Genomic DNA, 25595 nt, shown 5'->3' on the forward strand with positions numbered 1-25595 from the left:
CTGCATCCATCCCGCCCGCAAACACCACGACGACGATAGCGCCGCCGATACCGCGCATCCGCTATCCGCCATTGCCGCGTGAGCTTCCACCGATTTCCCCGCCATCCGGTTTCCGTGAGGAACCGCGCACCGCTTTCCCCTCCCGCCTTTCCCAGGACCGCTGCCCAGGAGCACGACCATGAATCTCGAAACCGCCAAATGTCCGTTCAATCATTCCGTCGGCGGCGGCACCACCAATCGCGACTGGTGGCCGAAGCAACTGCGCGTGGATCTGCTGCACCAGCATTCGTCCAAGTCCGATCCGATGGACAAGGACTTCAACTACGCCGAGGCGTTCAAAAGCCTGGATTACGAAGCGCTGAAAAAGGATCTGGCCGATCTGATGACCGACTCGCAGCCGTGGTGGCCGGCGGATTTCGGCCACTATGGTCCCTTGTTCATCCGCATGGCCTGGCACAGCGCCGGCACCTACCGCATCGGTGATGGCCGTGGCGGCGGTGGTCGCGGACAGCAGCGCTATGCGCCGCTCAACAGTTGGCCGGACAACGTCAGCCTGGACAAGGCGCGCCGACTCCTGTGGCCGATCAAGCAGAAATACGGCAACCGGATTTCCTGGGCCGATCTGATGATCCTCACCGGCAACGTCGCGCTGGAGACGATGGGCTTCAAGACCTTCGGTTTCGCCGGTGGCCGCGAGGACGTGTGGGAACCGGATCTGGACGTGTACTGGGGTTCGGAAACCGCGTGGCTGGGTGGCGACAAGCGCTACTCCGGCGAGCGAGACCTGGAGAACCCGCTGGCCGCCGTGCAGATGGGCCTGATCTACGTGAATCCGGAAGGTCCCAACGGCAATCCGGACCCGGTCGCCGCCGCGCGCGACATCCGCGAGACCTTCGCCCGCATGGCGATGGACGACGAGGAAACCGTTGCCCTGATCGCCGGCGGCCATACCTTCGGCAAGACCCACGGCGCGGGCGAAGCTTCGCATGTCGGCGCGGATCCGGAAGCCGACGACATCGTCGCCCAGGGCCTGGGCTGGCGCAGCACCCACGGCACCGGCATTGCCGGTGATGCGATCACCAGCGGGCTGGAAGTCACCTGGACGACGAAGCCGACGCAGTGGAGCCAGGATTTCTTCAAGCACCTGTTCGGTTTCGAATGGGAACTGACCAAGAGCCCGGCTGGCGCGCACCAGTGGAAACCGAAGAACAACGCCGGCGCCGACACCGTGCCCGACGCCCATGACGGCACCAAACGGCGCGCGCCGAACATGCTGACCACCGATCTGTCGCTGCGCTTCGATCCGGCGTACGAGAAGATCTCGCGGCGCTTCATGGAGCATCCGGATCAGTTCGCCGATGCGTTCGCCCGCGCCTGGTTCAAGCTGACCCATCGCGACATGGGGCCGCGCGCGCGTTATCTCGGCCCGGAAGTGCCGAACGAGGAGCTGATCTGGCAGGACCCGGTTCCCGCCGTTGATCATTCGCTGATCGATGAAGCGGACATCGCCGCGCTGAAGAAGAAGATTCTTGAATCCGGCCTGTCGACGGGCGAGTTGGTGTCGACCGCGTGGGCCTCGGCATCCACCTTCCGCGGTTCCGACAAGCGTGGTGGCGCCAACGGCGCGCGCATCCGGCTGGCGCCGCAGAAGGACTGGGAGGTCAACGAGCCCGCGCAACTGGCGAAGGTGATCAAGGTGCTGGAAGGCATCCAGGCGGGCTTCAATGGCGCGCAATCCGGCGGCAAGAAGGTCTCGCTCGCGGATCTGATCGTGCTGGGCGGCGCGGCGGCGGTCGAGGACGCCGCGAAGAAGGCCGGTCATCCCGTCGCGGTGCCGTTCTCGCCGGGACGCACCGATGCCTCGCAGGAACAGACCGACGTGGCGTCGTTCGCGGTGCTGGAGCCGGCCGCGGACGGCTTCCGCAATTACCTGAAGGGCAAGTACAGCGTGCCGGCCGAAACCCTGCTGATCGACAAGGCGCAGCTGCTGACCCTGACCGCGCCGGAGATGACCGCGCTGGTCGGTGGCCTGCGCGTGCTCGGCGGCAACGTCGGGCAGACCAGGCACGGCGTGTTCACCGACCGCCCGGGCGTGCTGAGCAACGATTTCTTCGTCAACCTGCTGGACATGCGCACCGAGTGGAAGGCCACCTCGGACAACGAGGCGGTGTTCGAGGCACTCGATCGCAAGACCGGTGAGCGCAAGTGGACCGGCACCCGCGTGGATCTGATCTTCGGTTCGCATTCCCAGTTGCGCGCCTTGGCCGAGGTCTATGCCAGCGCGGACGCGAAGGAGAAGTTCGTCCGTGATTTCGTCGCCGCCTGGGCCAAGGTGATGGAACTGGATCGCTTCGATTTGCGTTGAGTCCCAACCCGGCCGGTGCCGGTACTGGCCTGCGTCCCGCGTCCCGCCCGCCCCGGCTTTTCCGCCGGGGCGGGCTGTTTCTTGCCGGGATGTCCCATCTTCTCCCCGGGTTAACCACCGGCGTCACAGTTTGGCGCTAGCATCGGCGGTTCCAACCCGCGTCCAGGAGGACGGCCGTCATGAGCAACCAGTCACTCGCGCAAGAACTCTTCGCCCAGCTCCAGGGCGCGCCCTTGCAGCAGGTCTCCCAGCAACTGGGCATCGGCCAGGCCGAGGCCTCCGGCGCGGTCGGCGCGGCGCTGCCGCTGCTGATGGGCGCGCTGGGCCGCAATGCCGAGCAGCCGCAGGGTGCCGAAGCGTTGTTCGGCGCGCTCCAGCGCAACCACAGCGGCCTGGATATCGGCAGCGTGCTGGGCTCGGTCCTGGGCGGCGCCTCCACCCCGGAAGCCAACGGCGCCGGCATCCTCGGCCACATCTTCGGCGGCAACCAGCCGCGCGCCGAGGCGGGCCTGGGCCAGGCGACGGGCCTGGACAGCAACCGCGCCGGGCAGTTGCTCAAGATCCTCGCCCCCATCGTGCTGGCCTTCCTTGCCCAGCGCATGAGCCAGGGCGGCCAGGGTTCGCCCGGCGCGCTCAGCCAGGTACTCGGCCAGGAGCAGCAGCAGATCCGCCAGCAGGGCGGACTGGGCGGCGGCCTGCTCGGCGCCGTGCTGGATCAGGATGGCGACGGCCAACTGGGCCTGGGCGATCTGCTGAAGGTCGGCAGTGGCTTCCTCGGCGGCGGCCGCTGACCCGTAGAGTCGGGCTTGCCCGGCTGCTTTTTGCTCAAAGGCCCCGGCGGAGCAAGCTCCGCCCCATGCGTTTACATCGCGTCGATGTCGCCCAGCGCGCGGATCAGGCGGCGTGCGCGCTTGTCCGGTTTCGACAACGGTGCCTGATAGCCGGTGCGTTCGGCGCGCCGCGTGGCGGCGGCGGCCTCGCGGCGCTGCCGTGATTCATCGCTTTCTCGATACAGCGCCTGTGCCACGGGTGCGGAGCCGCGCTGCTCGCTCAATCCCTCGACGCGGATGCCGTAGGTGTCCTCGCCGCGCACGACCTTGAGCTCATCGCCCACGCGCACGATGCGCGAGGGCTTGGCGCGCTGCCCCGCGACGTCCACCTTTCCGGTTTCCACCGCCTGCTTGGCCAGGCTGCGGGTCTTGTAGAAACGCGCGGCCCACAGCCAGATGTCGAGGCGAACGCCGGGCGCGGCGACAGGTGAATCGGAACTCATCGGATCAGGGTTTGCGTGGCAATGGATGGCTCAAGGGAACGGTGACGCTGTGTTGGTCGGCCTGCTGGCACGCCTTGGAAACATGGTAGTCGCGCACGGCTTGCCGCTGCTCCGGCGTGGCCTTGTCCGGCATGGGCTGCTGGGCGGCGGCACGCAACTCGTCGGCGCACCAGGGGAACGGCAGATCCGATCGGGTATCCAGGCTCATCGCATCGCCGCCGGCGCAGCCGGTCAACACGCACGACAGTACAACCGCATTCCATCGCCCACCGTGAAAACCCATCATCGTCACGCTCCGCCGTGCCACGAATGAAAGACAGTCTGCATCGGCGCCAATGCAGACGCCAGAAACGCGAACGGCCACCCGAAGGTGGCCGTCCAGCGATGGCGCCTGCGAGTGGATTACTCGGCAGCGGCGGCCAGGCGCGCCTTCTTGGCGGCGGCGTTGGCGGCCAGGTCTTCCTTGATGCGGGCGGCCTTGCCTTCCAGATCGCGCAGGTAGTACAGCTTGCCCGAACGGACCTTGCCGCGGCGCTTCACTTCGACCGAGTCGATGGAGGCGCTGTGGGTCTGGAACACGCGCTCGACGCCGTAGCCATGCGAAATCTTGCGCACGGTGAAAGCCGAGTTCAGGCCGGCGTTCTTCTTGGCGATGACCACGCCTTCGTACGCCTGCACGCGCTCGCGGTTGCCTTCCTTCACCTTCACGTTCACGACGACGGTGTCGCCGGGACCGAAAGCGGGCAGCTCACGCTGGATCTGGGCGGCTTCGAATTCCGCGATGATGGACTTGTTGAGACTGCTCATGGTGGCACCGTTCTGTATGCGTGGGTGTGTCGTTCGACAGCAATGACTGATGCAGTCGCCGGATTGCGCTGCACGATATTGTTATGGGGTTCCGGGCCGGTCAGGCGCTGGAAGCCCGCCATCTTACTGATTTTTCTTGGACCTGGCTAGCTTTCGTCCTGCCCCTCCCGGGCGGCCCGGAACGCGGCCAGCAGGGCCCGGTCGGCCTTGGACAGACTGGATTCGTCCAGCAGGTCCGGCCGCCGCAGCCAGGTCCGGCCCAGCGACTGCTGGCGCCGCCAGCGGGCGATGCCGGCGTGGTTGCCGGAACGCAGCACCTCCGGCACGTCGCCCAGGTCGGGGTGCTGGGCCGGATGGGTGTAGTGCGGGCAGTCCAGCAGGCCGTCGTTCTCGAAACTGTCCTGAACGGCCGATTCAGCATCGCCGAGCGCCCCGTCCTGCAACCGGGCCACCGCGTCCACCACCACCGCCGCAGCCAGTTCGCCACCGGACAGCACGTAGTCGCCGATCGAGATTTCCTCGTCCACCTCGGCGTCCAGCAGGCGTTCGTCCACGCCCTCGTAGCGGCCGCACAGCAGGATCAGGCGCGGCCGGGCCGCCAGTTCGCGGACCTTGCGCTGGGTCAGCGGCCGGCCCTGCGGGCTCAGATAGATGACCGGCGCCGGCGCGGGATCCGCGGCACGGGCCGCGGCCAGGCAGGCACGCAGGGGCTCGATCATCATCACCATGCCTGGGCCGCCGCCGAACGGACGGTCGTCGACCCGCCGGTAGCCGCCCTCGGCGTAGTCGCGCGGATTCCAGCCCTGCAGGGTCAGCAATCCGCGTTCCTGCGCGCGCCCGACCACGCCCACCGCCGCGGCCTGGGCGATGAACTCGGGAAACAGGGTCAGGACGTCGATGCGCATGGAAAGCCCGGAGGGGAAACACGTGAATCGGGAAAGGAGTATTGCCCAGCCCCGATGCCGGCTCCAGCGATCAGAACTCGGGATCCCAGTCGACCGTGATGCGCTGGGCATCGAAGTCGACGGATTGGACGACGTCGGGTTCGATGAAGGGAATCAGCCGCTCCCGCTCGCCCCGCACCACCAGCACGTCGTTGGCGCCGGTGGAGAACAGATGCGAAACGGTGCCGAAGTCCACGCCGTCGTGCGTCACCACGCGCAGGCCTTCCAGGTCCACCCAATAGAACTCGCCGGGTTGCGGTGGCGGCAGTGCGTCGCGCGGGACCAGGATTTCGATGCCCCGGAGGGCGTCGGCCGCATCGCGATCGGCGATGTCCGGGACATTCGCGATCAGGTGCTTGCCGGAAGCCTTGCCACGCACGCCCGACAGCTCGCGCTCGGCGCCGGAGCCCTCGCGGAGGATCCAGGGCTGGTAGCGGAAAATGGCATCGCGCGGTTCGGTCCAGGATTCCAGCTTGACCTGTCCGCGAACGCCAAAAGCGCCCGCGAAGCGGCCCAGCAGGATGATCTTGCCGGGACGCGGCGGGCGCTCGTTATCCATGCGTCAGCATGGCCGCGCCGGGGCGCGGCCGGAGGGATCAGGCCGAAGCCTTGGTGGCTTCCTTGTACAGGTTGCGGACCTTTTCGGTCAGCTGGGCACCGTGGCCCACCCAATGATCCACGCGGGCGACATCGAGTTCGATGCGCTTTTCGTTACCCGAAGCAACCGGGTTGTAGTAACCGACGCGCTCGATGTTGCGGCCGTCGCGGGCGCTGCGCGAGTCGGTGACGATGATGTGGTAGAAGGGGCGCTTCTTGGCGCCGCCACGGGTAAGGCGGATCTTGACCATTGCTATTTCCAGTGTTGCCCAGTCGCCAGGATGGCGAGGTAAGCCGGCTATTCTAAGCCATTGAACGGCGGAAGGAAACCGCCCCTCAGGCCGGGTTTTCCCAGGGCATGCCGGCCAGCGCCGCCCCGAGCCGATCCATCAGGCCCGCGTCCGGGGCGTATTCGACCCCGTCGATGCCCAGAAGGGGCTGGATGCCGCTGGCATTGGCGGCGAAGGCCGCCCGGAAGCCACCGGCCTCGGCCAGCGCCACCGGGCGGGTTTCCTGGGCAACCCCCTGTCTGGCCAGGCCGGCCTGCAGCAGTTGCTCGCAGGTTCCCCGCAAGGCGGGGGCCAGCGGCCAGATCACGGCCTGGCCGTCCCAGAACCCGATGTTCCAGATCGAGCCCTCGCTGACGTGTCCATCCGGGGTGACGAACAGCGCGTCGTCGAATCCGTCCAGCAGTGCCTGCCGCCGGTAGTGGAACAGCGGGAAAGTCCCGACATGCTTCAGGTGCGGCTGCGACCGCTCGAATGGATACGATTTCACCCGCAACGGCGGCTTGTCAGCCGGAGCGGCCGGGCCGAGCGTGATCAACACGTCCGGCTCCACCGGCCGCAACGGCTGGCGGTAGTCGAATCCGCGCGCGAACACGGTGAAGCGCAGCGAGACGTCGGCGGGACCGGCCCGCAGCGCGGCGACCAGTTCGGCGACGACGCGCCCGCGCGGCAACTCGGTGCCGAACAGTTCACGGGTGGCGCGCTGCAATCGCGCGACGTGGAAATCCAGTCCCTGCACCGCCCGATCGCGCACCTGCATCGCGGTGAAGTGGCCGTAATTGACCACCGCCAGCGCGCGCAATGCATCGGCGTCGGCGGGCTGTCCGTTGAGCAGGGCGATGGACATGGTTCCGTCTCAGCCGTTGTTGTCGAACACCATTGTGGGAGCGACGTCAGTCGCGATTCGACGGCGTTGGAACATCCGGGATTTCGCGACTGACGTCGCTCCCACAGGATGAGCCACCAGGACTAGCGGAACGGCAGGCCGCCGCGCGCGCCCATCATGCCCTTCATGCCGCGCATCAGGCCCTTCATGCCGCCGCCGGCCATCTTGCTCATCATCTTTTCCATCTGCTGGTACTGCTTCATCAGCTTGTTGACGTCGGCCGGCGTGGTGCCGGAACCGCGCGCGATGCGGGCGCGGCGCGAGCCGTTGAGCAGCGCCGGATTGCGGCGTTCCTTCTTGGTCATCGAGCCGATGATCGCGATCATCCGCGGTACTTCCTTGCCCTGGCTGACCTGCTGCTTCACGTGGTCGGGGATCTGGCCCATGCCCGGCAGCTTGTCGAGCAGGCCGCTGATGCCACCCATGTTCTGCATCTGCTCCAGCTGATCACGCATGTCGTTGAGGTCGAACTTCTTGCCCTTGGCGACCTTGGCGGCGAGTTTCTCGGCCTTCTCGCGGTCGACGTTCTGCTCGACCTGCTCCACCAGCGACAGCACGTCGCCCATGTCGAGGATACGGTTGGCGACACGCTCGGGGTGGAACACGTCCAGGCCGTCGGGCTTCTCGCCCACGCCGATGAACTTGATCGGCTTGCCGGTGATGTAGCGCACCGACAGCGCGGCGCCGCCGCGCGCGTCGCCGTCGGTCTTGGTCAGCACCACGCCGGTCAGCGGCAGCGCCTCGCTGAAGGCCTTGGCGGTGTTGGCCGCGTCCTGGCCGGTCATCGCGTCGACCACGAACAGCGTTTCCACCGGCTTGACCGCCGCGTGCAGCGCCTTGATCTCGGTCATCATCGCTTCGTCGATCGCCAGGCGGCCGGCGGTGTCGACCAGCAACACGTCGACGAACGACTTGCGCGCGTCGTCGATGGCGGCACGCACGATGGCTTCCGGCTTCTGCGAGGCCTCGGACGGGAAGAACAGCACGTCCACCTGCTCGGCCAGGGTCTTGAGCTGCTCGATCGCGGCCGGACGGTACACGTCGGCGCTGACCACCATCACCTTCTTCTTGCGACGTTCCTTCAGGTGCTTGGCAAGCTTGCCCACGGTGGTGGTCTTGCCCGCGCCCTGCAGGCCGGCCATCAGGATGACCGCCGGCGCCGGCACGTTGAGGTTCAGATCGGCGGCCTGGGATCCCATCACCGCGGTCAGCTCGTCGCGGACGATCTTGATCAGCGCCTGGCCCGGGGTCAGCGACTTGAGCACTTCCTGGCCGACCGCGCGCACCTTGATGCGCTCGATCAGCGCCTGCACCACCGGCAACGCCACGTCGGCTTCCAGCAGGGCGATGCGGACCTCGCGGGTGGCCTCGCGGATGTTCTCCTCGCTCAGGCGGCCACGGCCGCGCAGCCGCTCGATGGTGCCGGAAAGACGCTGGGTGAGGGATTCGAACATGGGGAGCGGGAACCTGGGAAAAACGGAGGCGGATTATAGCCCGGCGGGGCGGAAGGTCCCGGCGCGCGGCTTTCCCGCGCCCTCGCGCTGTTCCCGGTTCCGGCCCTATGCGACACTTCGCCGATGACAATCGTTCTCATCGCCATCCTCGGCTACCTGACCGCCACCGCCCTGCTGGTCCGCGCGGCCGCGCAATCGGCGCTGGACGTGCGGCGGGGCTGGCTGTGGCCGGCGCTGATCGCGGTAATCCTGCATGGCGGCTACCACCTGCTGGTGGCCTGGCGCACCGCCGGCGGACCGGACATGCATTTCTATTCGGCGCTGTCGCTGGTCAGCCTGGGCATGGCCGCGCTGACCGCGCTGGCCGGCGCGCGCGGGCGGATGGCGACGCTGGGCGTGGTCGCCTTCCCGCTGGCGGCGGTGCTGCTGCTGGCCTATCACGAGTTCGGGCACGCACCTTCTCCGGGCCTGGACTGGCGCCTGCAATTGCACGCCTGGCTGGCCCTGCTGGCCTACGCCACGCTGGCGGTCGCGGCACTGCTGGCGATCATGCTGCTGGTGCAGGAACGCGCGCTGCGGCGACGCCAGTTCCATGCTTGGTTGCGCGCCCTGCCGCCGCTGACCGAACTGGAGGATCTGCTGTTCCGGACGATCGCGGTCGGTTTCGCCCTGCTCACCGCCACCCTGCTGACCGGCGTGCTGTTCGTGGAGAACCTGCTGGCCCAGCACCTGGTCCACAAGACCGTGCTCAGCGTGCTGTCGTGGCTGGCTTTCGGCGCGCTGCTGGTCGGCCGCTGGCGCTACGGCTGGCGCGGCAGCAAGGCCGCCGGCTGGACCCTGTTCGCGATGGCACTGCTGCTGCTGGCGTTCTTCGGCAGCAAGTACGTGCTGGAACAGGTGCTGCACCGCGCCTGAGCCCGGAACGGCGGCGCTGCCGCCAGTTTCATACCTGCTACACCCGGGTTCGTCGCCCGGCAGCGCCTTCCATCGGATCCGCCGGCTTTCCCGCATCCGCCCTCGCTATGGTCGCGTCTTCCGCCGTCAAGGAATGAACGCGCATGGCCGCATCGAATGTTGTTGCCCGCCCTCCCCGCCGCTGGCGCTGGCTGCGGCGGTTCTGCCTTGCCATCGTTGCGCTGGTGCTGGCGGCGATCGCCTGGGACGTCGCCAGCTACGACGCACGCCCCTGGCTGGCCGACTACCAGCGGCTCAAGCACGACATGGCGCAGGGCTATGCGAACCTGGACTGGATCGCCACGCACCGGCGACTGGATCTGGCCGCGCTGGATCGCGACACCACCGCCGCATTGAATCGCGCGCATTCGCGCGTGCGTGCCTTCCTGGCGCTGCGCGGCTTCGTCAAGCGTTTCGGTGACCCGCACCTTCGGCTGGAACCGGCGCAACGTCCGGCGTCGCAGCCGTTGGCCTCCACAACCGACCGCATGACCGAACCCGCCGATCCCGCGGCCGGCGCCGACTGCAAAGCCGCCGGCTACGAAGAAGACGAACACGCCTTCATCCTGCCGTTCGCAACGTTGCCGGACTGGCACGCCTTGCCGGGCAAGCACTTCCCCGCCGGCCGTTTCGGCGACGTCGGCGTGCTGCGCATCGCCCAATTCGGCGAGCAGCGTTATCTGGCCGCGTGCCGGCAGGTGTTCCGGGCGGGCGTCGGCCAACGCGCCCTGCAACTGAAGGTGCGCGCGTACCTTCAGTTGGAACTGGCCCGCACGCTGGCCGCCCTGCATGCAGGCGGCGCCCGCCGGCTGCTGGTCGACGTGACCGGCAACGGCGGTGGCAGTGAATGGGTCTCCGAAGTCATCGCCCTGCTTGCTCCCGGCGAGCTGGAGCGCGCCGCACCGCGGATGAGCGCGCCGACCTGTGATCGCGGCCGCGTCTGGTACGGCGAAACCGGCTGTCCGGTACTCGCGCCGGACGGCGAACGTGAACGCATCTCCGGGCGCGGCGCCTGGCCCGGCCGCATCTTCGTCCTCACCGACCACGGCACCGCCTCCGCATCGGAAGACCTGGTCGCCTGGTTGCAGCAGAACCAGGCGGCCACCGTCCTCGGCGAACGCACGCTCGGTGCAGGCTGCGGTTATGTCGATGGCGGCGGTCGCACCACGTTGAGCGTCGCGCCCTTCGATGTGGTCATGCCCAACTGCGCGCGCTTCCTCGCCGACGGCACCAACGAAATCGAAGGCATCGCGCCCGACGTGGCGATCGCGTTGCACGATGAGGACGGCATGCAGCGCCTGGTCACCGCGCTTGCGCAACCCGCCTTGCGCGCTGCGCTGGTTACTCCGCCGCCGCCTCCAGCGCCTGCGACAGCCGTTCCACCGCGATCACGTCCAGCCCCTTGAACGTGCCCGACTTGGGCGCGTTGCCCTTGGGCACGATGGCGCGCTTGAAACCGTGCGTGGCCGCCTCGCGCAGGCGTTCCTCGCCGTTGGGCACCGGGCGGATCTCGCCGGACAGGCCCACCTCGCCGAACGCCACGGTCTTCTCCGCCAGCGGCCGATCCCGCAGCGACGACAGCACCGCCAGCAGCACCGGCAGATCCGCCGCGGTTTCCTGCACGCGGATGCCGCCGACCACGTTGACGAACACGTCCTGATCGCCGACCACGATGCCGCCGTGGCGATGCAGCACCGCCAGCAGCATCGCCAACCTGTTCTGCTCCAGGCCGACCGCGACGCGACGTGGATTCGACAGCGGCGAGGCATCCACCAGCGCCTGCACTTCCACCATCAGCGGACGGGTGCCTTCGCGGGTCACCAGCACGCAACTGCCGGGCTGCTGCGCGCTGCCGCCGGACAGGAAGATCGCCGAAGGATTGGAGACTTCCTTCAGGCCCTTCTCGCCCATCGCGAACACGCCCAGTTCGTTGACCGCGCCGAAGCGGTTCTTGAACGCGCGCAGCAGGCGGAAGCGGCTGCCGCTCTCGCCCTCGAAATACAGCACTGCGTCGACCATGTGTTCCAGCACGCGCGGGCCGGCGATGCCGCCTTCCTTGGTGACGTGGCCGACCAGGAACACGGCGGTGCCGGTTTCCTTCGCATAGCGCACCAGCCGCGCCGCGCTCTCGCGCACCTGGCTGACCGACCCGGGCGCGGCGGTCAGCGACTCGGTCCACAGCGTCTGCACCGAGTCGGCCACGATCAGCCGCGGCCGCGCGGAGGACGCGTGCTGGAGGATGTTCTCGATGCCGGTTTCGGCCAATGCTTGAAGGTTGTCCAGCGGCAGATCCAGGCGCACCGCGCGCCCGGCCACCTGCGCCAGCGATTCCTCGCCGGTCACGTACAGCGCCGGGAAACTGGCCGACATCTTCGCCAGCGCCTGCAACAGCAGGGTGGACTTGCCGATGCCGGGATCGCCGCCGACCAGCACCACCGCGCCCTCGACCAGTCCGCCGCCGAGCACGCGATCGAACTCGCCGATGCCGGTGCTGACCCGCGCTTCCTCGCTGTGGCGAACATCCTTGAGCGCGGTGATCTTCGGCGCGTCGGCCTTGCCCGCCCAGCCGCTGCGACGGGTCGCCGGCGGGCCGGCGGCCGCTTCCAGCGCGATCTGGGTCAGCGTGTTCCAGGCATTGCACTCGCCGCACTGCCCCTGCCACTTGCTGAATTCCGCGCCGCACTCGTTGCAGACATACGTGGTCCTGGCCTTGCCCATCGTCTCGCCTTGCCAAACTGAAGGCGCTCAGGATACCGGAGCGGGATCGCAGGGATGGAGACGCGGTTGGCGCCGGCGGACATCCCGCGCAAATCCCCCGTCGGCCGCTGCGCGGCCGCCCGCCCCCTTTTTCAAAGGGGGCTAAAGCAGCTCTTCGGGCTCCAAAGCATTCGAAATCCTCAAGCAAGTCGCTTTTGCCTCCCCCTTGACCAGCCATTCGGCTGTTGAAAGCGAAAAAGGGGGATTGAGGGGGATTTGCTTCCACCACCCGCCACAATGCGCAACCCGGGTCAACGCCATCCCGGCAGGCTGTCCCCGCGCCCCGAGGAACCCCGGACCGAATGAAACGCCCCGCCACCCGCCGCAGCTACGCTGCCCGCATCGAGAAAGTAGTCACCCACCTGGTCGCCCACCTCGACCAGCCACTGACCCTCGAACACCTGGCGGAGATCGGCCACTTCTCGCCCTATCACTTCCACCGCATCTACCGTGGCGCGATGGGCGAGACCGTGGCGGACACGCTGCGGCGCATGCGCTTGCACCGCGCCGCGGTGGAACTGCGGCACGGCACCCGCTCGCTGTCGGCCATCGCCGGCCGCTGTGGCTACGGCAGCGCGGCCGCCTTCAACCGGGCATTCGCGCAGGCCTACGGGGTTCCTCCGGGCGCATTCCGCCAGCGCGGCATGGAAGCGACGCTTCCACCGCGCCCCGACCTGTCAGAACCCGAGGATTTCCCCATGTACGACGTCAGCATCCAGACCTTCCCCGATCTCACCGTCGCCGCCCTGCCCCATCGCGGCAATTACCAGGACATCGGCGAGAGTTTCGAGAAACTCGCCGCCTGGGCGGCCGGCCAGGGCGTGCCGCCGCAGGCACGATCGTTCGGCCTGTACTACGACGATCCCGAAAGCGTGCCCGCCGACGCGCTGCGCTCGGATGCCTGCGTGGAAATCGCCGCGACCGCCGACGTGCAGGCGCCGTTGCGCCCGCTGACCCTCGCCGGTGGCCGCTACGCGGTGCTGGTGCATGTGGGGCCTTACGCGGAGCTGGATCGCCCCTACCGCTGGCTGTTCAGCGAATGGCTGCCGGCCAGCGGCGAGGAAGCCGCCGACGCGCCGGTGATGGAGGAATACCTCAACGATCCGCGCAGCGCGCCGCCCAGCGAGTGGCGCACGGCGATCTGCCTGCCGCTGCGCTGAGCGAAGTTGAACGGTGCGGCGGCGACATCGCCGCCGCGCCTTCGCGCCTCAACGCGCCTTGTACAGCTCCGCCAACCGATCCGGCTTGCCGGCGATGCGCTCCAGGTGCGGATACTGCAGGCCGTCGAAGTACGGGATGCGCACGGTCTCGATACGGTCGAAGCGCTTGACCACCAGTTCGATCGGCGTCTTGCCGCCCTTGGCCGCGGTCACCGCGTCCTTCAGCGCTTCGGCGCTGTACTCGCGCCCGTTGACGCCCAGCAGGGTCATGCCCGGCGCCAGCCCGGCGTTGAACGCAGGGCCATCCCAGCGCACGTCGCCGAGCACACCCGCGCTGTTGGCGGACAGGCCCAGCGAATAGGTCAGGTTGGCGTCCTTGCGCTCGCTTTCCATCGCCTTGAACGCATCGCTGGGCTTGTCGGTGTAGACCAGCTTCCAGCCCGCCGCCTCCAGCCCGCCGATCAGCGGTCCGTGCCCGTCCACGCGCGAACGCAGGAAAGTCGCCCAGTCGAACGGTGCGATGCCATTGAGGGTGGCGACGATGTCGTCGAAGGTGTACGGATTCACCTCCCACACGCCGTTGTCCATGCCGAAGAACGCCTTGGCGAAATCGTCGATGGAACGCTTGTTGCCACTCAGCTCGCGCAGCTTGCCATCCACTTCCAGCCAGATCATCTGTCCGCCGGAGTAGTAGTCCTCGCTCATCTGGTAATTGCGGAACGGCAGCGAACGGCGCGAGGCGATGGTCGGATCGTTGGTGGTGTCCTGGATGTTGCGCCAGGCCAGGCCGGGACGGCCGCGGTCGTACACGCCGGCCACCAGCGCCAGCGAATCGCGCGCCTGCTCCTGGCTCCACAGGCCCGAGCGCGCGGCCAGCACGTGGCCCCAGAACTGGGTCTGGCCTTCGTACAGCCACAGCAGGCTGTCGCCCATCGGCACGTTGAAGCTGGGCGTGGCCAGATCCGCGCCACGGCGGTACTTGCCGTTCCAGGAATGGTTGAACTCGTGCGGCAGCAGATCCCGGCCCTGCCAGGTCTTGTCCCAGTCGGTGAAGTAACCACGATCACCGCTGTTCTCGCTGGAGCGGTGGTGCTCCAGGCCGATGCCGCCCAGCTTGTCGGTCAGGGCGAGCAGGAATTCGTAGTGATCGAAATGGCGCGCGCCGTAGAGCTTGCTGGCCTGGGTGACCAGCGCCTGGTGCGCCTTGATGTGCTCGGGCTTGGCTTCCAGATCCTTGGCCTCGTCGGCGAACACGTTCAGATGTACCGGCTGCTTCGCACCCGGATCCAGATCGATGCGCTTGTAGTGCTTGCCGGCGAACATCGGCGAGTCGACCAGATCGTCAAAGCGGATCGGCTTGAAGCAGACCGTATCGCCGTTGCGGGTGTCGGTGGTCAGCGCGGTGGCGTACGACCAGCCCGGCGGCAGCTTCACGCAGGCCTGCGCCTGCACGTTGCGGCTGTAGTAACCCGCCGGATACAGCGAGGTGGAATCCCATTGCAGGTTGAGCATGTCCGGGGTCATCACCACCCGCCCCTGCGACCCGCCCTGCGAGGACAGGAACTGGAACTCGGCGGTCACTTCGCTCACGCCCGCCGGCACCTCCACGTGGAAGGCATACACGTTGAACTGATCGCGCACCCACGGCAGCCGCTGGCCGTTGGCGGTGATCACCAGGCCTGCCATCTTCTCGATGGGACCGGCCGGCGAATGCTTGCCCGGCAGCCACTGCGGATACAGCAGGGTCAGCCGGCCCGCCTGTGCCGGAATGGTCTCGCGCACGCGAAAAATGCGGCGATTGAGATCGGTGGCATCCACTTCGATGCGCAATTGCCCGTTGAACGGCACATCCTTCGGCGCGGGCACTTCGTCCGCCCGCGCGGCGGACGGCGCGAGTCCGGCCAGGGGCATCAACAGGGACAACGAGACGGCAAGGGCAAGCGGCTTCATCAAGGATTCCACGAAACGGTAACCGCCCGATGCTAAGGGCTGGGTCCGGACGGGTCCGTAGGCCATTGGTCATGGTCGCCGCGACGGACTACCCTGTTGTCGACAACCGTCCCGACAGGATTTCCCATGGCAGAGTGGATCTGCACCGCCTGCAACACCAGCAACGAAGGGGCCTTCGACATCTGCTGGCAATGCGGTACCGGCCGCGATGGCGCGCCACCCGACCCGGCCTTCGACCGCAGCCAGGAAACCGTCCATGAGTCCTCCCGGACACTGCAATGCCTGCGCTGCCAGTCGCCCATGCGGCTCATCGGCACCCGGCGCTTCCACGAAGGCTCGCGCATGGCCCCCTTCCTGCTCGCCGAACTCGGCGGACTGCTGGTCAACCGCGAAAGCTTCGACCTCTACGCCTGCCACCAGTGCGGCAAGGTCGAATTCTTCCTCTCGTAGGGTGGTACAGGGCATACGCGCAGATGAAGAAAGCCGACAGGAGCCCAAGTTGCTGTCGATGGTGTGAGACGTAATCCCTGGAAGCCATTTTTCAGATGCACCGCGCTGCAAATGGCGGGCCAGCGGAAAGGTTGAAGGCGCCCCGCAAGCCACAATAGATCCCGGACGGCAAATAGCCCCCTTTTACAAAGGGGGCGGGCGCCTGCAAAGCAGGCGACGGGGGATTTGCGCGATCAACCGCCTCGGCTCAATGCCGATCCGCAGGCAAATAAACCAACTCGCCAAGAACCCCGTCCACCTCGTCGGCCATCCGCTCGAACTGCGACATCAACACCTCATCCGGAATCTTGAGCAGGGCCGCCGCCTCGCGGAACTGATCGGACCCGGACAACTGCCGGAACGTATCGCGCATCTGCACGAGCTGCGCGTGGGCTTCCTCGCTGATGATGTAGGCACTGTGGGAATGGGACATATCGCCTCCTGTTCTGTGGACCGCCGTGACCGGCGCACGGCATGTGCGCCGGGATGTCGGGAGGTCGAAAAACCGCACACACAGAACGGCGGACCTGTTCCCCGCAAGCGGGTCTTGTATTCGGTCCACTCCCGACGCGGAAACGCATCGGCCCAAGCCCGCAGGCGAGGAAGTCCACCGGCGAACCCGCCCTGGACCCAGGCTGTGTGTGAGGAGTTTCGACACTCCTTGGTCAGCGATTCTTGTCGGGACCAGGTGCAAGCTCAACTAACATTGGCGGTTTGGAGGTGGAAGGACAAAGCCTGCAAACCCGGATGTCCGTGGCTCCTGAAAAGCGGTCATTCGACATCGGCGCAAACAAAAGACCCGCCTTCACAGGCGGGCCTTCGGACGTCACTTGTCCCGCAGGGACATCCACCGCATTCGCCGGAGCACCCGGCCCAGATCATCGGACATGCCGGCAAAACAATCGGCCATCGCCTGCAACTTTATCGGCAGCCTCATGTGTTCGTCCTGCGGATTGCGCGGACTGCTGACGTCCGACATCAGCCGAAGCTGATCCCTCAGTTGCACCAATCGGAGCTGGTGCTCTTCACTCACCCAGTAACCCATGCTTGTATGGGACTTGCGGCTCATTGCATTGCTTCCTTGAAAAAGCCGCCGGATTTCGGTGGCGGCTTGCCGCTGTCTATCGGAGTTTCGACGCTCCAGGCCGGAAGTCTGCTCATGCCGGCAAAACCATTCAACCGGCTTTCCGGCCTGGATTGCGACTCAACAACGAATGCAAATGCATGCGGACAGAAGCCGCACGTCCCCTGTTTCCTGGTGAGCCATACGCGGTTTGCCCGGCCCGGAAAAACAAAAACCCCGCCGAAGCGGGGCTTTTGCCTGGACTGGTGCCGGAAATAGGAATCGAACCTACGACCTACGCATTACGAATGCGCCGCTCTACCAACTGAGCTATTCCGGCGGAACCGCAAATTCTAGGGGGCCGCCTGAATCCGGTCAATTGACCTTGCACAAGTGCTTGATGCCAAAGGATTCCAGCATCAAATGGCCTGCACGAACGTGGTCCTGGTAAGGGCCCAGCTTGGCCGTGCCGACGTCGCCAGGCCCGTCCGTGTGAGCGGACCACAGCCGACATTCGGTTCGACGCACTCACGACGCACGAAGACTACGGGGATGCCTGGGGCATCCCCGCGACAAACACCTTCAGGCAGTGCGACTCAAAGCCCGCAAGGCGACGGCAGCACCGGGTTCTGTTCCTTCACGTTGTCGATGTGCGCCACTTTCTTGCCGCGCAGGCCGGCGACCTGGGCTTCCACCTCGGCGGTGGACAGGGCGACGCCTTCTTGGAAGAATACCCAGTCGATGTCTTCCTGGTACTCGCGCATTTCCGGGGAGTCGACCGGGCCCAGCGAGCCGTCCGCGCCCTTGGGCATGAACCACAGGTTGAAGTTGATCGACATGAAGTCTTCCGGGTACACGGCGCTGCTGTGCTCGGAGAACAGTTGGCCGTCGACGTAATAGGTGACCTTGTTGTCGGCGACGGTCAGCACCAGCGTGCGCCAGCCGGCGTAGCTGCCTTCCTTGCGGGAGAACTCGTTCACCTTGGTCCAGGGTTCGAGCTGGAAGGTTTCCCAGGTGGTGGTCCACATCGCCGGCTTGGTGTTTTCGCCCCAGCCGCCGTTGGGCAGGTATTCGAAGTCGGTTTCGCTGTAGTCCTTGTCCATCGGCGCCTTCAGCGGGCTGATGGCATAGAAGGTCTGGATGACTTCATCGCCGTCCGGGCCGTAGCTCGGTTCGTCGCGGAAGAAGATGCGCGCGGCGTAGGTGCCTTCGCGGTACTTGCGGGAATGGCAGAACTGGGTCTGGCGGGTTTTTTCGGGCGTGCCGTTGGTGATCGAGCTCATCCGGACGGCGCCGCCTTCTGTTTCCGGAATGTCCGCATGGAACGTCAGGCCATCGCCCGACCAGGTCGCGCCCTTGATACCGGGATGGCCGGTTTCTGTCCGGACTTTCCAGCCATTTTTCTGGAACGCCGCGAAATCCGGATAGCTGAAATCATCGAAGAAAACCGGTGCCGTGGTGGGTGCCGTGGCAGGCGCGTCGGCCTTGGCTTCCGCAGGTGCGTTTGCCTGCTCCGTGGCTGTTTCGGTTTTTGAATCGCAGCCGACAACGGCGAGCGATGCAGCGAGCAGGCTTACGACGAAAATACGATTCCGCGCCATGTTCCTTTCCCTCTCCTGGATGATTCTTGATGGATTGAAGGGGGCGAATCTGGCGCATTGCAGACAACGTTGTCAAATGATCGGTGCGGGCTTGCATGCGGTGTCGGAAGCAATGCTTTCTTGTGGAATCACATCTGACACGATCCAAAATTCCGCTCTGGATCCATCACGTGCAGATCAACTTCGCAGTCCGGATTCGCTTGTTTCCCGAATTGTCCATTCGATGGAAACGGAATGACTCATCTTGTCGCCAATGAGCGTATTCACCTGACTTCCGAGACAAGCGACAGGCCAAGGCAGGAACCGTGCAGGACGCTCTACCGATGGCAGACGTTGTTGATGCTGGTTCCCGACGAAGGGAGCCTTGGCAGACATGCATCGACTACGAGTGATGGGAAGGGTTTGCTGAAAGCGCCCCCATCCCAGCCTTCCCCCGCAGGCGGGGGAAGGGGCAAAAGCTCGCGGCGGCACGCATACGGCCCCCTCCCCTGCCCGCGGGGGAGGGTTGGGGTGGGGGCAATCGGAACAATCGGCTGACGGGTACGATCCTTCCCTGGCATACGGAATCATGCCCGTGACGAACAATCCCTATGCCCCACCTCAATCCACCGAGCAGTCTCGCCGGGAGACGGACTGGCGCAGCACGCTACTGGCGCCTTTCCTGTCTTCGATGATCCTGGTGCCTGCCGGCCTGGCACTGATAGGTGCGCTGAGACGGATACCCGACCTGTTCACCCGTCCGGATTTCCTGCTGCCCCTCATCGCGGGATCCGCCGTGGCGGCGACCGTACTGCGTTGCTACCGCAGCGCCAATGGCCTGACCCGCACATTTCTGGCGCCGCCCATCGGCTTCGCCGTGTACTTCATAATCGTGGTCATCCTGCGCCTGGCATCCACCTGAAAAAAGGACACCGATACGTGAGCACGCAACCCACACTGATGCGCAGGCTGGGCCTGGGTCGCATGTCGACCGGCGAATATCAGGCCAACCTCAACGGATTGAACATGTTCTTCGGCGCGGTGCTCGGGCTGGTGCTGACCGGCACGGAAAAGCTGGACGCGTGGCAGTTCGGCGTCCTACTGTTCTGCCTGGCCGGGAACGTCATCACGATCCTGTTCATTTCATCGAGCCGGAATCGGGTGAGCTACGCGGTTTTCGCGCTCGTCAACGCGCTGCTTTTCCCCTACGTGATGGGTTTTCTCCTGCGGGCACCCGATCTGGTGCCGGACAAGATCCAGCCGACCCTGCTGGTCTGGACGGTGATGACCATCGTCGTGGAATTCTGGGCGCGGCAGAAGGAACCGGAAGCGACCGCGCAGGAAAACTGAGCGGCGCGCTCAGCTGACCAGTTGCAGCCGCAATTCCTTCGGCAGGGCGAACACCATATTTTCCGGTTCGCCGTCGAGTTCGCCGATGCTGGCGGCGCCCAGATCGCGCAGGCGCTGGATGACGCCATCGATGAGGATGTCCGGTGCGGAGGCGCCGGCGGTCACGCCGATGCGCTGCTTGCCCTGCACCCAGGCCGGATTGATTTCGTGGGCGCCGTCGATCAGGTACGACTCCACGCCATCGCGCTCGGCCAGCTCGCGCAGGCGGTTGGAGTTGGAGCTGTTCGGCGAGCCGACCACCAGCACCAGATCGCACTGCCTGGCCAGATCGCGTACGGCGTCCTGGCGGTTCTGGGTGGCGTAGCAGATGTCGTCGTTCTTCGGGCCCTGGATGGCCGGGAAGCGCGCCTGCAGGGCCTGGATGATGCCGATGGTGTCGTCCACCGACAGCGTGGTCTGGGTGGTGTAGAACAGGTTGCCGGGCTGGCCGACTTCCAGTTGCGCGACATCGTCGATGTCTTCGACCAGATAGATACGGCCGGTGCTGCCCTCGCGGTTCCACTGGCCCATGGTGCCTTCCACCTCGGGGTGGCCGGCGTGGCCGATCAGCACCACGTCGCGACCGGCGCGGCAATGGCGGGCCACTTCCAGGTGGACCTTGGTCACCAGCGGACAGGTCGCATCGAACACCTTCAAGCCGCGGCGATCGGCTTCGGCGCGGACCGCCTGGGAGACGCCGTGCGCGCTGAAGATGACGGTGGCGTTGTCCGGCACTTCGTCCAGTTCCTCCACGAACACCGCGCCACGGTTGCGCAGGTCGTCGACGACGAAGCGGTTGTGCACGACTTCGTGGCGCACGTAGATCGGCGCACCGAGGGTCTCGATGGCGCGCTTGACGATTTCAATGGCGCGGTCGACGCCGGCGCAGAAGCCGCGGGGGTTGGCGAGCAGGACATCCATGGCGGCGATTTTACCGGAGCCGGCGACGGGAACGGTGAATCGGCGCTTCCGGCCCGGAATCCCCTTCACCCGGCCCTGGCTCAAGCCTTGGCCGGCTTGTTGCGCTTGCCTTCGAACAGGCCGAACAGGGCGATGCCGATGGCGCCGGCGACGATCGCCGAATCGGCGAGGTTGAACGCCGGCCAGTAATGGTCGCGCCAGTACCATTGGACGAAGTCGATGACGTGCCCGTGGATGAGGCGGTCCACCACGTTGCCCAGCGCGCCGCCGATCACCAGTGAATACGGCAGCGCCTGGCGCCAGTCACCGCGCGGGGTGCGGCCCAGCCAGAAGGTCAGCAGGCCGCAGATGCCGATGGCGAGGGCGGTGAAGAACCAGATCTGCCAGCCGCCGGCGCCGCTGAGGAAGCTGAACGCCGCGCCGGTGTTGTAGGTGCGGAACCAGTTCCAGAAGCCTTCGATGACCGGCACGGCGGTGTACTCCGGCAACGAGGCCAGCACCCAGGCCTTGGTCCACTGGTCCAGGCCGATGATGACGGCCGAGAGCAGCAGCCAGATCAGGGCGTTGGGTTTGACGGCGGTTTGGCTCATGGGTCGGGGTCGCGGTTTCTGGAGGATGTTCTGAAGGGTGAGTATGCCGGGTAAGCCGTTCGGTGATGGCGCCCGGTGTCCTTCTACGGGGTATTTGGACGAAGGATCGAAGGCGTCGGGCCGGGCCTATCGGGGAGGCATTCTGGGAAGGGGTGGCTGGAGGGGGGCTGACTCGTGGACTTGGGTGGGCGGTTCCGGGGTTCCGGGTGGGGACTTCGGAATCACCGCGCTGCCCCCATCCGGCGCTGCGCGCCCCCTTCCCCCGCTGGGCGGGGGAAGGGGTTTGGTCAGAACCAACGGCGGTCTTCGCCGGGGCCGTCGACGTTGCTGGCGCAGCGGCCGCACAGTTCCGGATGGGCCGGGTTGGCGCCGATGTCGGCGCGGTGGTGCCAGCAGCGCACGCACTTGGCCTTGTCGGTCGGCTGGGCGAGCACGAACACCTCGTCCGCCTCCACCACGCCGACGCTGACGTCGCCGCTGATGAGGAAGAAGCGCAGCTCCTCGGCCAGCGGCTGCCACTTGGCGGCGAGCGCGGCGTTCACCGACACCGCGATCTCCGCTTCCAGCGCCGCGCCGATCTGGCCGTTGGCGCGCATCGGCTCCAGCACCTTGGCGACCTGTTCGCGCAGGGCCAGCAACTGGTCAAAATCGGCGGCCGTCAGGGTGGCGTCCGCCGGCAGCGGCGCCAGGCCGTCGTACCACGTCGCGAACAGCACGTTGCCGGCGTGCTCGCCGGGCAGGTAGCCCCACATCTCGTCGGCGGTGAAGCTGAGCACCGGCGCGATCCAGCGCACGAACGCCTCGGCGATGCGGTACATCGCACTCTGCGCCGAACGACGGCCGCGCGAGTCCTCGCGCATCGTGTACAGGCGGTCCTTGGTGACGTCCAGGTACAGCGAGCCCAGATCCACGCTGCAGAAGTTCAGCAGCGCCTGCACGATCTCGGCGAAGTCATAGCGATCGTAGGCGGCCTTGATCTTCTCCTGCACCTCCCAGGCGCGGTGCACGATCCAGCGGTCCAGCGCGACCATGTCCTCCAGCGGACGCAGGTCGCGTGCCGGATCGAAGCCGTGCAGGTTGCCCAGCAGGAAGCGCGCGGTATTGCGCAGGCGGCGGTAGGCGTCGGCGTTGCGCTTGAGGATCTCCTGCGACAGCGACATCTCGTTGCTGTAGTCGGCCGAGGCGATCCACAGGCGCAGGATGTCCGCGCCCAGGTTCTTCATGATGTCCTGCGGCTCGATGCCGTTGCCGAGCGACTTGGACATCTTGCGACCGTGCTCGTCCACGGTGAAGCCGTGGGTCAGGCACTGCCGGTACGGCGCGTGCTTGTCGATGGCCACGCCGGTGAGCAGCGAGGACTGGAACCAGCCGCGGTGCTGGTCCGAGCCTTCCAGGTACAGGTCCGCCGGCTTGCCCAGGCCGCGCTCCAGCAGCACGCCTTCATGGGTCACGCCGGAGTCGAACCAGACATCGAGGATGTCGGTGATCTTCTCGTAGTCGCCGGCCTCGTCGCCCAGCAATTCGGCCATGTCCAGGGTGTACCAGACGTCGACGCCGCCCTGCTCCACCCGATCGGCCACCGCCTGCATCAGTTCGACGCTGCGCGGATGCGGCTCGCCGGTTTCGCGGTGCACGAACAGCGCGATCGGCACGCCCCAGGTGCGCTGGCGCGAGATGGTCCAGTCCGGGCGGCCGTCGACCATGCCGGCGATGCGCGCTTCGCCCCACTGCGGGAACCAGCCGACCTGCTTGATCGCGGCCAGCGCGTCGCGGCGCAGGTGCGCCTGCTCCATCGAGATGAACCACTGCGGGGTGGCACGGAACGCGATCGGCGTCTTGTGCCGCCAGCAATGCGGGTAGCTGTGGGTCAGCTTGGCGAACGCCAGCAACGCGCCGCTGCCACGCAGCACCTCGACCAGCGCGTCGTTGGCCTTCCAGATGTGTAGCCCGGCCAGCGCGGTATCGCCCGCCGGCGGCGTGGACGGCAGGTATACGCCGCGACCATCGACAGGATTGAGCTGGCCAGTGGTGTACTTCTCGATCAGGCCATAGCGCTGGCCAACCACGAAGTCTTCCTGGCCATGGCCGGGCGCGGTGTGCACGGCGCCGGTGCCGTCTTCGGCCGACACATGATCGCCCAGCAGCACCGGAATCTCGCGCTCGGCATAGAACGGATGCGAGAGCACCACGCCCTCCAGCGACGAACCGGCAGTACGTGCGTGCACCACCGCTTCATTCACGCCGTAGCGCTGCAGCGCGCGCGCGGCCAGCGCGTCGGCCAGCACCAGCCAGCGGCGCTTGCCGTGGTGGGCCGGTCCCTCGACCAGCGCGTATTCCAGATCCGGGCCCAGCGAGACCGCCAGCGAAGCCGGCAGCGTCCACGGCGTGGTGGTCCAGATCGGCACCGCCACTTCCACGTCGTCGGGAACCTCGATGCCGAACGCCGCCGCCAGCGCCTTGCGATCGCGCACGCTGTAGCCGACGTCGATGGCCGGCGAGTCCTTCTCCTGGTATTCGATTTCCGCCTCGGCCAGCGCCGAGCCGCAATCGAAGCACCAGTGCACCGGCTTCACGCCGCGGGTCAGGTGGCCGTTGGCGACGATCTTGGCCAGCGCGCGGATCTCGTTGGCCTCGAAGCGGAAATCCAGGGTCTTGTACGGGTTGTCCCAGTCGCCGATCACGCCCAGCCGCTTGAAGTCCTTGCGCTGCAGATCGATCTGCGATTCGGCGTATTCGCGGCACTTCTGCCGGAACTCGACCGCGTCGAGCTTGACGCCGACCTTGCCGTATTTCTTCTCGATGGCGATTTCGATCGGCAGGCCGTGGCAGTCCCAACCCGGGATGTACGGCGCGTCGAAGCCGGCCAGGTACTTCGACTTGACGATGATGTCCTTGAGGATCTTGTTGACCGCGTGGCCCAGGTGGATCGCGCCGTTGGCGTACGGCGGGCCGTCGTGCAACACGAACAGCGGGCGGCCCTTGGCGTTGGCGCGCAGCTGCGCGTACAGGTCGTCGGCTTCCCAGCGGGCCAGGGTGTCCGGCTCGCGCTTGGGCAAATCGCCACGCATCGGGAAATCCGTCGCCGGCAGGTGGAGGGTGGCTTTGTAGTCCTGGCTCACGCCGTTGCTCGTTGGTTGTCGTTTGAAAGAAGGGCGCGCGCCTGTTCGGCGTCGCGGTGCATCTGCTCGGTCAGGCTGGGCAGATCGGGGAATTTCAGTTCATCGCGCAGCTTGGCGACGAATTCGACTTCGATGTGGCGCCCGTACAGGTCGCCGGCAAAATCGAACAGGTGCGCTTCCAGCAGCGGCTCCACGCCGTCCACGGTGGGACGGGTACCAAAACTGGAGACGGAAGCCCACGGCTGTTCCGCCACGCCATGCACCCAGGTCGCGTAGATGCCCGACAGCGCGGGCGTCTTCGGAAAGCGCAGGTTGGCGGTCGGAAAACCGAGCGTGCGGCCGAGCTGCTGCCCGCGCACCACCCGCCCGCCAATCGCGTAGGGCCGGCCGAGCAGGCGCGCGGCATCGGCGAAGTCACCCTGCTTCAGCACTTCGCGGATGCGGGTGCTGGAGATGCGCTCGCCCTGCGACTGCACCGCTTCGATCTCGTTGGCGGTGAAGCCGAGCTCGGCACCCATCGCCTGCAACAGTGCCAGATCACCGCCGCGCCGATGGCCGAAGCGGAACTCGGGGCCAATCCAGACTTCGCGCGCGGACAGCCGTTCCACCAGCATCCTGCGGACGAAATCCTCCGCGCTCATCGCCGCCATCGCCGCGTCGAAGCGCAGCAGGCCGACCGTATCGGCGCCCAGTTCGCGCAGGCCTTCGACCTTGGCGCGGGCCAGAGTCAGGCGCGGCGGCGGGTTCTCGCGGGCGAAGAATTCGCGCGGCAGCGGTTCGAAGGTCAGCGCGACCGCGTCCACACCCAGCGCGCGCGCGCGCGCGACCGTGTGGCGCACCAGCGCCCGGTGACCGCCATGCAGGCCGTCGAAAGCGCCGATGCAGACCACGCTTCCCCGGGGACCCAGCGGTCCACCGTCGACGTCACGAAACAGCCTGCTCATAGATTCCTGGTTGGATGGCCGCCTTTGCGGGCAGGCCGGCGCGAAACGCGCGAATCCCGAAGTATA

General features: G+C 66.6%; 26 protein-coding genes and 1 tRNA gene. 9 read left to right on the top strand and 18 right to left on the bottom strand.

Annotated elements, in window-relative coordinates:
• The first annotated feature begins 178 nt into the window (after positions 1 to 178).
• Positions 179 to 2365, top strand: coding sequence for a catalase/peroxidase HPI (katG, locus tag FG323_RS05300; RefSeq protein ID WP_141453461.1), 2187 nt, complete (start codon positions 179 to 181; stop codon positions 2363 to 2365).
• A gap of 179 nt (positions 2366 to 2544) precedes the next feature.
• Positions 2545 to 3156 (top strand): DUF937 domain-containing protein, encoded by a 612-nt coding sequence (locus tag FG323_RS05305; RefSeq protein WP_141453462.1) that lies wholly within the window; start codon positions 2545 to 2547, stop codon positions 3154 to 3156.
• Between the two features lie 71 nt (positions 3157 to 3227).
• Here the strand turns inward: FG323_RS05305 and FG323_RS05310 are convergent, their stop codons facing one another.
• The 8 genes from FG323_RS05310 to ffh form a co-directional block, all read right to left on the bottom strand.
• On the bottom strand, positions 3228 to 3638 hold the full coding sequence (locus FG323_RS05310) for a S4 domain-containing protein (RefSeq protein WP_141453464.1): 411 nt from the start codon (positions 3636 to 3638) through the stop codon (positions 3228 to 3230).
• Between the two features lie 4 nt (positions 3639 to 3642).
• A complete protein-coding gene (locus FG323_RS05315) occupies positions 3643 to 3846 on the bottom strand; it encodes a hypothetical protein (protein ID WP_141453466.1) in 204 nt (67 codons plus the stop codon).
• Between the two features lie 194 nt (positions 3847 to 4040).
• Positions 4041 to 4445: a 50S ribosomal protein L19 gene (gene rplS / locus FG323_RS05320; protein ID WP_141453468.1), complete on the bottom strand. Its 405-nt coding sequence runs from the start codon at positions 4443 to 4445 to the stop codon at positions 4041 to 4043.
• Between the two features lie 146 nt (positions 4446 to 4591).
• Entirely contained in the window at positions 4592 to 5350 is a 759-nt protein-coding gene (gene trmD, locus FG323_RS05325) for a tRNA (guanosine(37)-N1)-methyltransferase TrmD (RefSeq protein ID WP_141453469.1), read from the bottom strand.
• 70 nt (positions 5351 to 5420) lie between these two features.
• Positions 5421 to 5948 carry a ribosome maturation factor RimM gene (gene rimM, locus FG323_RS05330; protein WP_141453472.1) on the bottom strand — a complete coding sequence of 176 codons (528 nt, stop codon included), beginning with the start codon at positions 5946 to 5948 and terminating at the stop codon, positions 5421 to 5423.
• A gap of 37 nt (positions 5949 to 5985) precedes the next feature.
• A complete protein-coding gene (gene rpsP / locus FG323_RS05335; protein ID WP_141453473.1) occupies positions 5986 to 6237 on the bottom strand; it encodes a 30S ribosomal protein S16 in 252 nt (83 codons plus the stop codon).
• Positions 6238 to 6322: 85 nt separating this feature from the next.
• Positions 6323 to 7120: an aminotransferase class IV family protein gene (locus FG323_RS05340; RefSeq protein WP_141453474.1), complete on the bottom strand. Its 798-nt coding sequence runs from the start codon at positions 7118 to 7120 to the stop codon at positions 6323 to 6325.
• A 122-nt stretch (positions 7121 to 7242) separates the two neighbouring features.
• Positions 7243 to 8613 (bottom strand): signal recognition particle protein, encoded by a 1371-nt coding sequence (gene ffh, locus FG323_RS05345; protein WP_141453476.1) that lies wholly within the window; start codon positions 8611 to 8613, stop codon positions 7243 to 7245.
• A 123-nt stretch (positions 8614 to 8736) separates the two neighbouring features.
• On the opposite strand from ffh, the gene ccsA reads away from it, so the two are divergent.
• The gene (gene ccsA, locus FG323_RS05350; protein ID WP_141453478.1) at positions 8737 to 9528 is read left to right on the top strand and encodes a cytochrome c biogenesis protein CcsA; all 792 of its coding nucleotides are present in this window, start codon (positions 8737 to 8739) and stop codon (positions 9526 to 9528) included.
• 143 nt (positions 9529 to 9671) lie between these two features.
• Positions 9672 to 10973 (top strand): S41 family peptidase, encoded by a 1302-nt coding sequence (locus FG323_RS05355; protein WP_141453480.1) that lies wholly within the window; start codon positions 9672 to 9674, stop codon positions 10971 to 10973.
• Here FG323_RS05355 and radA read toward each other — a convergent pair.
• Positions 10909 to 12285, bottom strand: coding sequence for a DNA repair protein RadA (gene radA / locus FG323_RS05360; protein ID WP_141453482.1), 1377 nt, complete (start codon positions 12283 to 12285; stop codon positions 10909 to 10911). The genes FG323_RS05355 and radA overlap by 65 nt on opposite strands.
• 341 nt (positions 12286 to 12626) lie before the next feature.
• Between radA and FG323_RS05365 the strand changes: the two genes are divergently transcribed.
• Entirely contained in the window at positions 12627 to 13484 is an 858-nt protein-coding gene (locus FG323_RS05365) for an AraC family transcriptional regulator (protein WP_141453484.1), read from the top strand.
• A gap of 48 nt (positions 13485 to 13532) precedes the next feature.
• On the opposite strand, the gene FG323_RS05370 is transcribed toward FG323_RS05365, so the two are convergent.
• A complete protein-coding gene (locus tag FG323_RS05370) occupies positions 13533 to 15434 on the bottom strand; it encodes a M61 family metallopeptidase (protein WP_141453485.1) in 1902 nt (633 codons plus the stop codon).
• Positions 15435 to 15560: 126 nt separating this feature from the next.
• Between FG323_RS05370 and FG323_RS05375 the strand changes: the two genes are divergently transcribed.
• The gene (locus tag FG323_RS05375; protein ID WP_141453487.1) at positions 15561 to 15884 is read left to right on the top strand and encodes a hypothetical protein; all 324 of its coding nucleotides are present in this window, start codon (positions 15561 to 15563) and stop codon (positions 15882 to 15884) included.
• Positions 15885 to 16131: 247 nt separating this feature from the next.
• On the opposite strand, the gene FG323_RS05380 is transcribed toward FG323_RS05375, so the two are convergent.
• The 4 genes from FG323_RS05380 to FG323_RS05395 form a co-directional block, all read right to left on the bottom strand.
• Entirely contained in the window at positions 16132 to 16356 is a 225-nt protein-coding gene (locus tag FG323_RS05380) for a hypothetical protein (RefSeq protein WP_141453489.1), read from the bottom strand.
• A 393-nt stretch (positions 16357 to 16749) separates the two neighbouring features.
• Positions 16750 to 16992, bottom strand: coding sequence for a hypothetical protein (locus FG323_RS05385; protein WP_141453491.1), 243 nt, complete (start codon positions 16990 to 16992; stop codon positions 16750 to 16752).
• Between the two features lie 258 nt (positions 16993 to 17250).
• Positions 17251 to 17326: transfer RNA gene (locus FG323_RS05390), tRNA-Thr, on the bottom strand.
• A gap of 256 nt (positions 17327 to 17582) precedes the next feature.
• Complete coding sequence (locus FG323_RS05395; RefSeq protein ID WP_141453493.1) at positions 17583 to 18587, bottom strand: glycoside hydrolase family 16 protein; 1005 nt, start codon at positions 18585 to 18587, stop codon at positions 17583 to 17585.
• Between FG323_RS05395 and FG323_RS05400 the strand changes: the two genes are divergently transcribed.
• The 3 genes from FG323_RS05400 to FG323_RS05410 all read left to right on the top strand — a co-directional run bounded on the left by FG323_RS05400 (position 18586) and on the right by FG323_RS05410 (position 19916).
• Positions 18586 to 18825, top strand: a complete 240-nt coding sequence (locus FG323_RS05400; protein ID WP_141453495.1) for a hypothetical protein — start codon at positions 18586 to 18588, stop codon at positions 18823 to 18825. The genes FG323_RS05395 and FG323_RS05400 overlap by 2 nt on opposite strands.
• 336 nt (positions 18826 to 19161) lie before the next feature.
• Positions 19162 to 19488 (top strand): hypothetical protein, encoded by a 327-nt coding sequence (locus tag FG323_RS05405; RefSeq protein ID WP_141453497.1) that lies wholly within the window; start codon positions 19162 to 19164, stop codon positions 19486 to 19488.
• Positions 19489 to 19505: 17 nt separating this feature from the next.
• The gene (locus FG323_RS05410; protein WP_255470041.1) at positions 19506 to 19916 is read left to right on the top strand and encodes a hypothetical protein; all 411 of its coding nucleotides are present in this window, start codon (positions 19506 to 19508) and stop codon (positions 19914 to 19916) included.
• Positions 19917 to 19925: 9 nt separating this feature from the next.
• Here the strand turns inward: FG323_RS05410 and ispH are convergent, their stop codons facing one another.
• The 4 genes from ispH to FG323_RS05430 form a co-directional block, all read right to left on the bottom strand.
• Positions 19926 to 20876, bottom strand: a complete 951-nt coding sequence (ispH, locus tag FG323_RS05415; protein ID WP_141453499.1) for a 4-hydroxy-3-methylbut-2-enyl diphosphate reductase — start codon at positions 20874 to 20876, stop codon at positions 19926 to 19928.
• An 80-nt stretch (positions 20877 to 20956) separates the two neighbouring features.
• Positions 20957 to 21466, bottom strand: a complete 510-nt coding sequence (lspA, locus tag FG323_RS05420; protein WP_141453502.1) for a signal peptidase II — start codon at positions 21464 to 21466, stop codon at positions 20957 to 20959.
• 287 nt (positions 21467 to 21753) lie between these two features.
• The gene (ileS, locus tag FG323_RS05425; protein WP_141453503.1) at positions 21754 to 24585 is read right to left on the bottom strand and encodes an isoleucine--tRNA ligase; all 2832 of its coding nucleotides are present in this window, start codon (positions 24583 to 24585) and stop codon (positions 21754 to 21756) included.
• A complete protein-coding gene (locus FG323_RS05430; RefSeq protein ID WP_141453504.1) occupies positions 24582 to 25529 on the bottom strand; it encodes a bifunctional riboflavin kinase/FAD synthetase in 948 nt (315 codons plus the stop codon). The genes ileS and FG323_RS05430 overlap by 4 nt, the downstream gene beginning before the upstream one ends.
• Between the last annotated feature and the right edge of the window lie 66 nt (positions 25530 to 25595).

This window comes from Pseudoxanthomonas sp. z9, assembly GCF_006542425.1.
Classification (GTDB): Bacteria; Pseudomonadota; Gammaproteobacteria; order Xanthomonadales; family Xanthomonadaceae; genus Pseudoxanthomonas_A.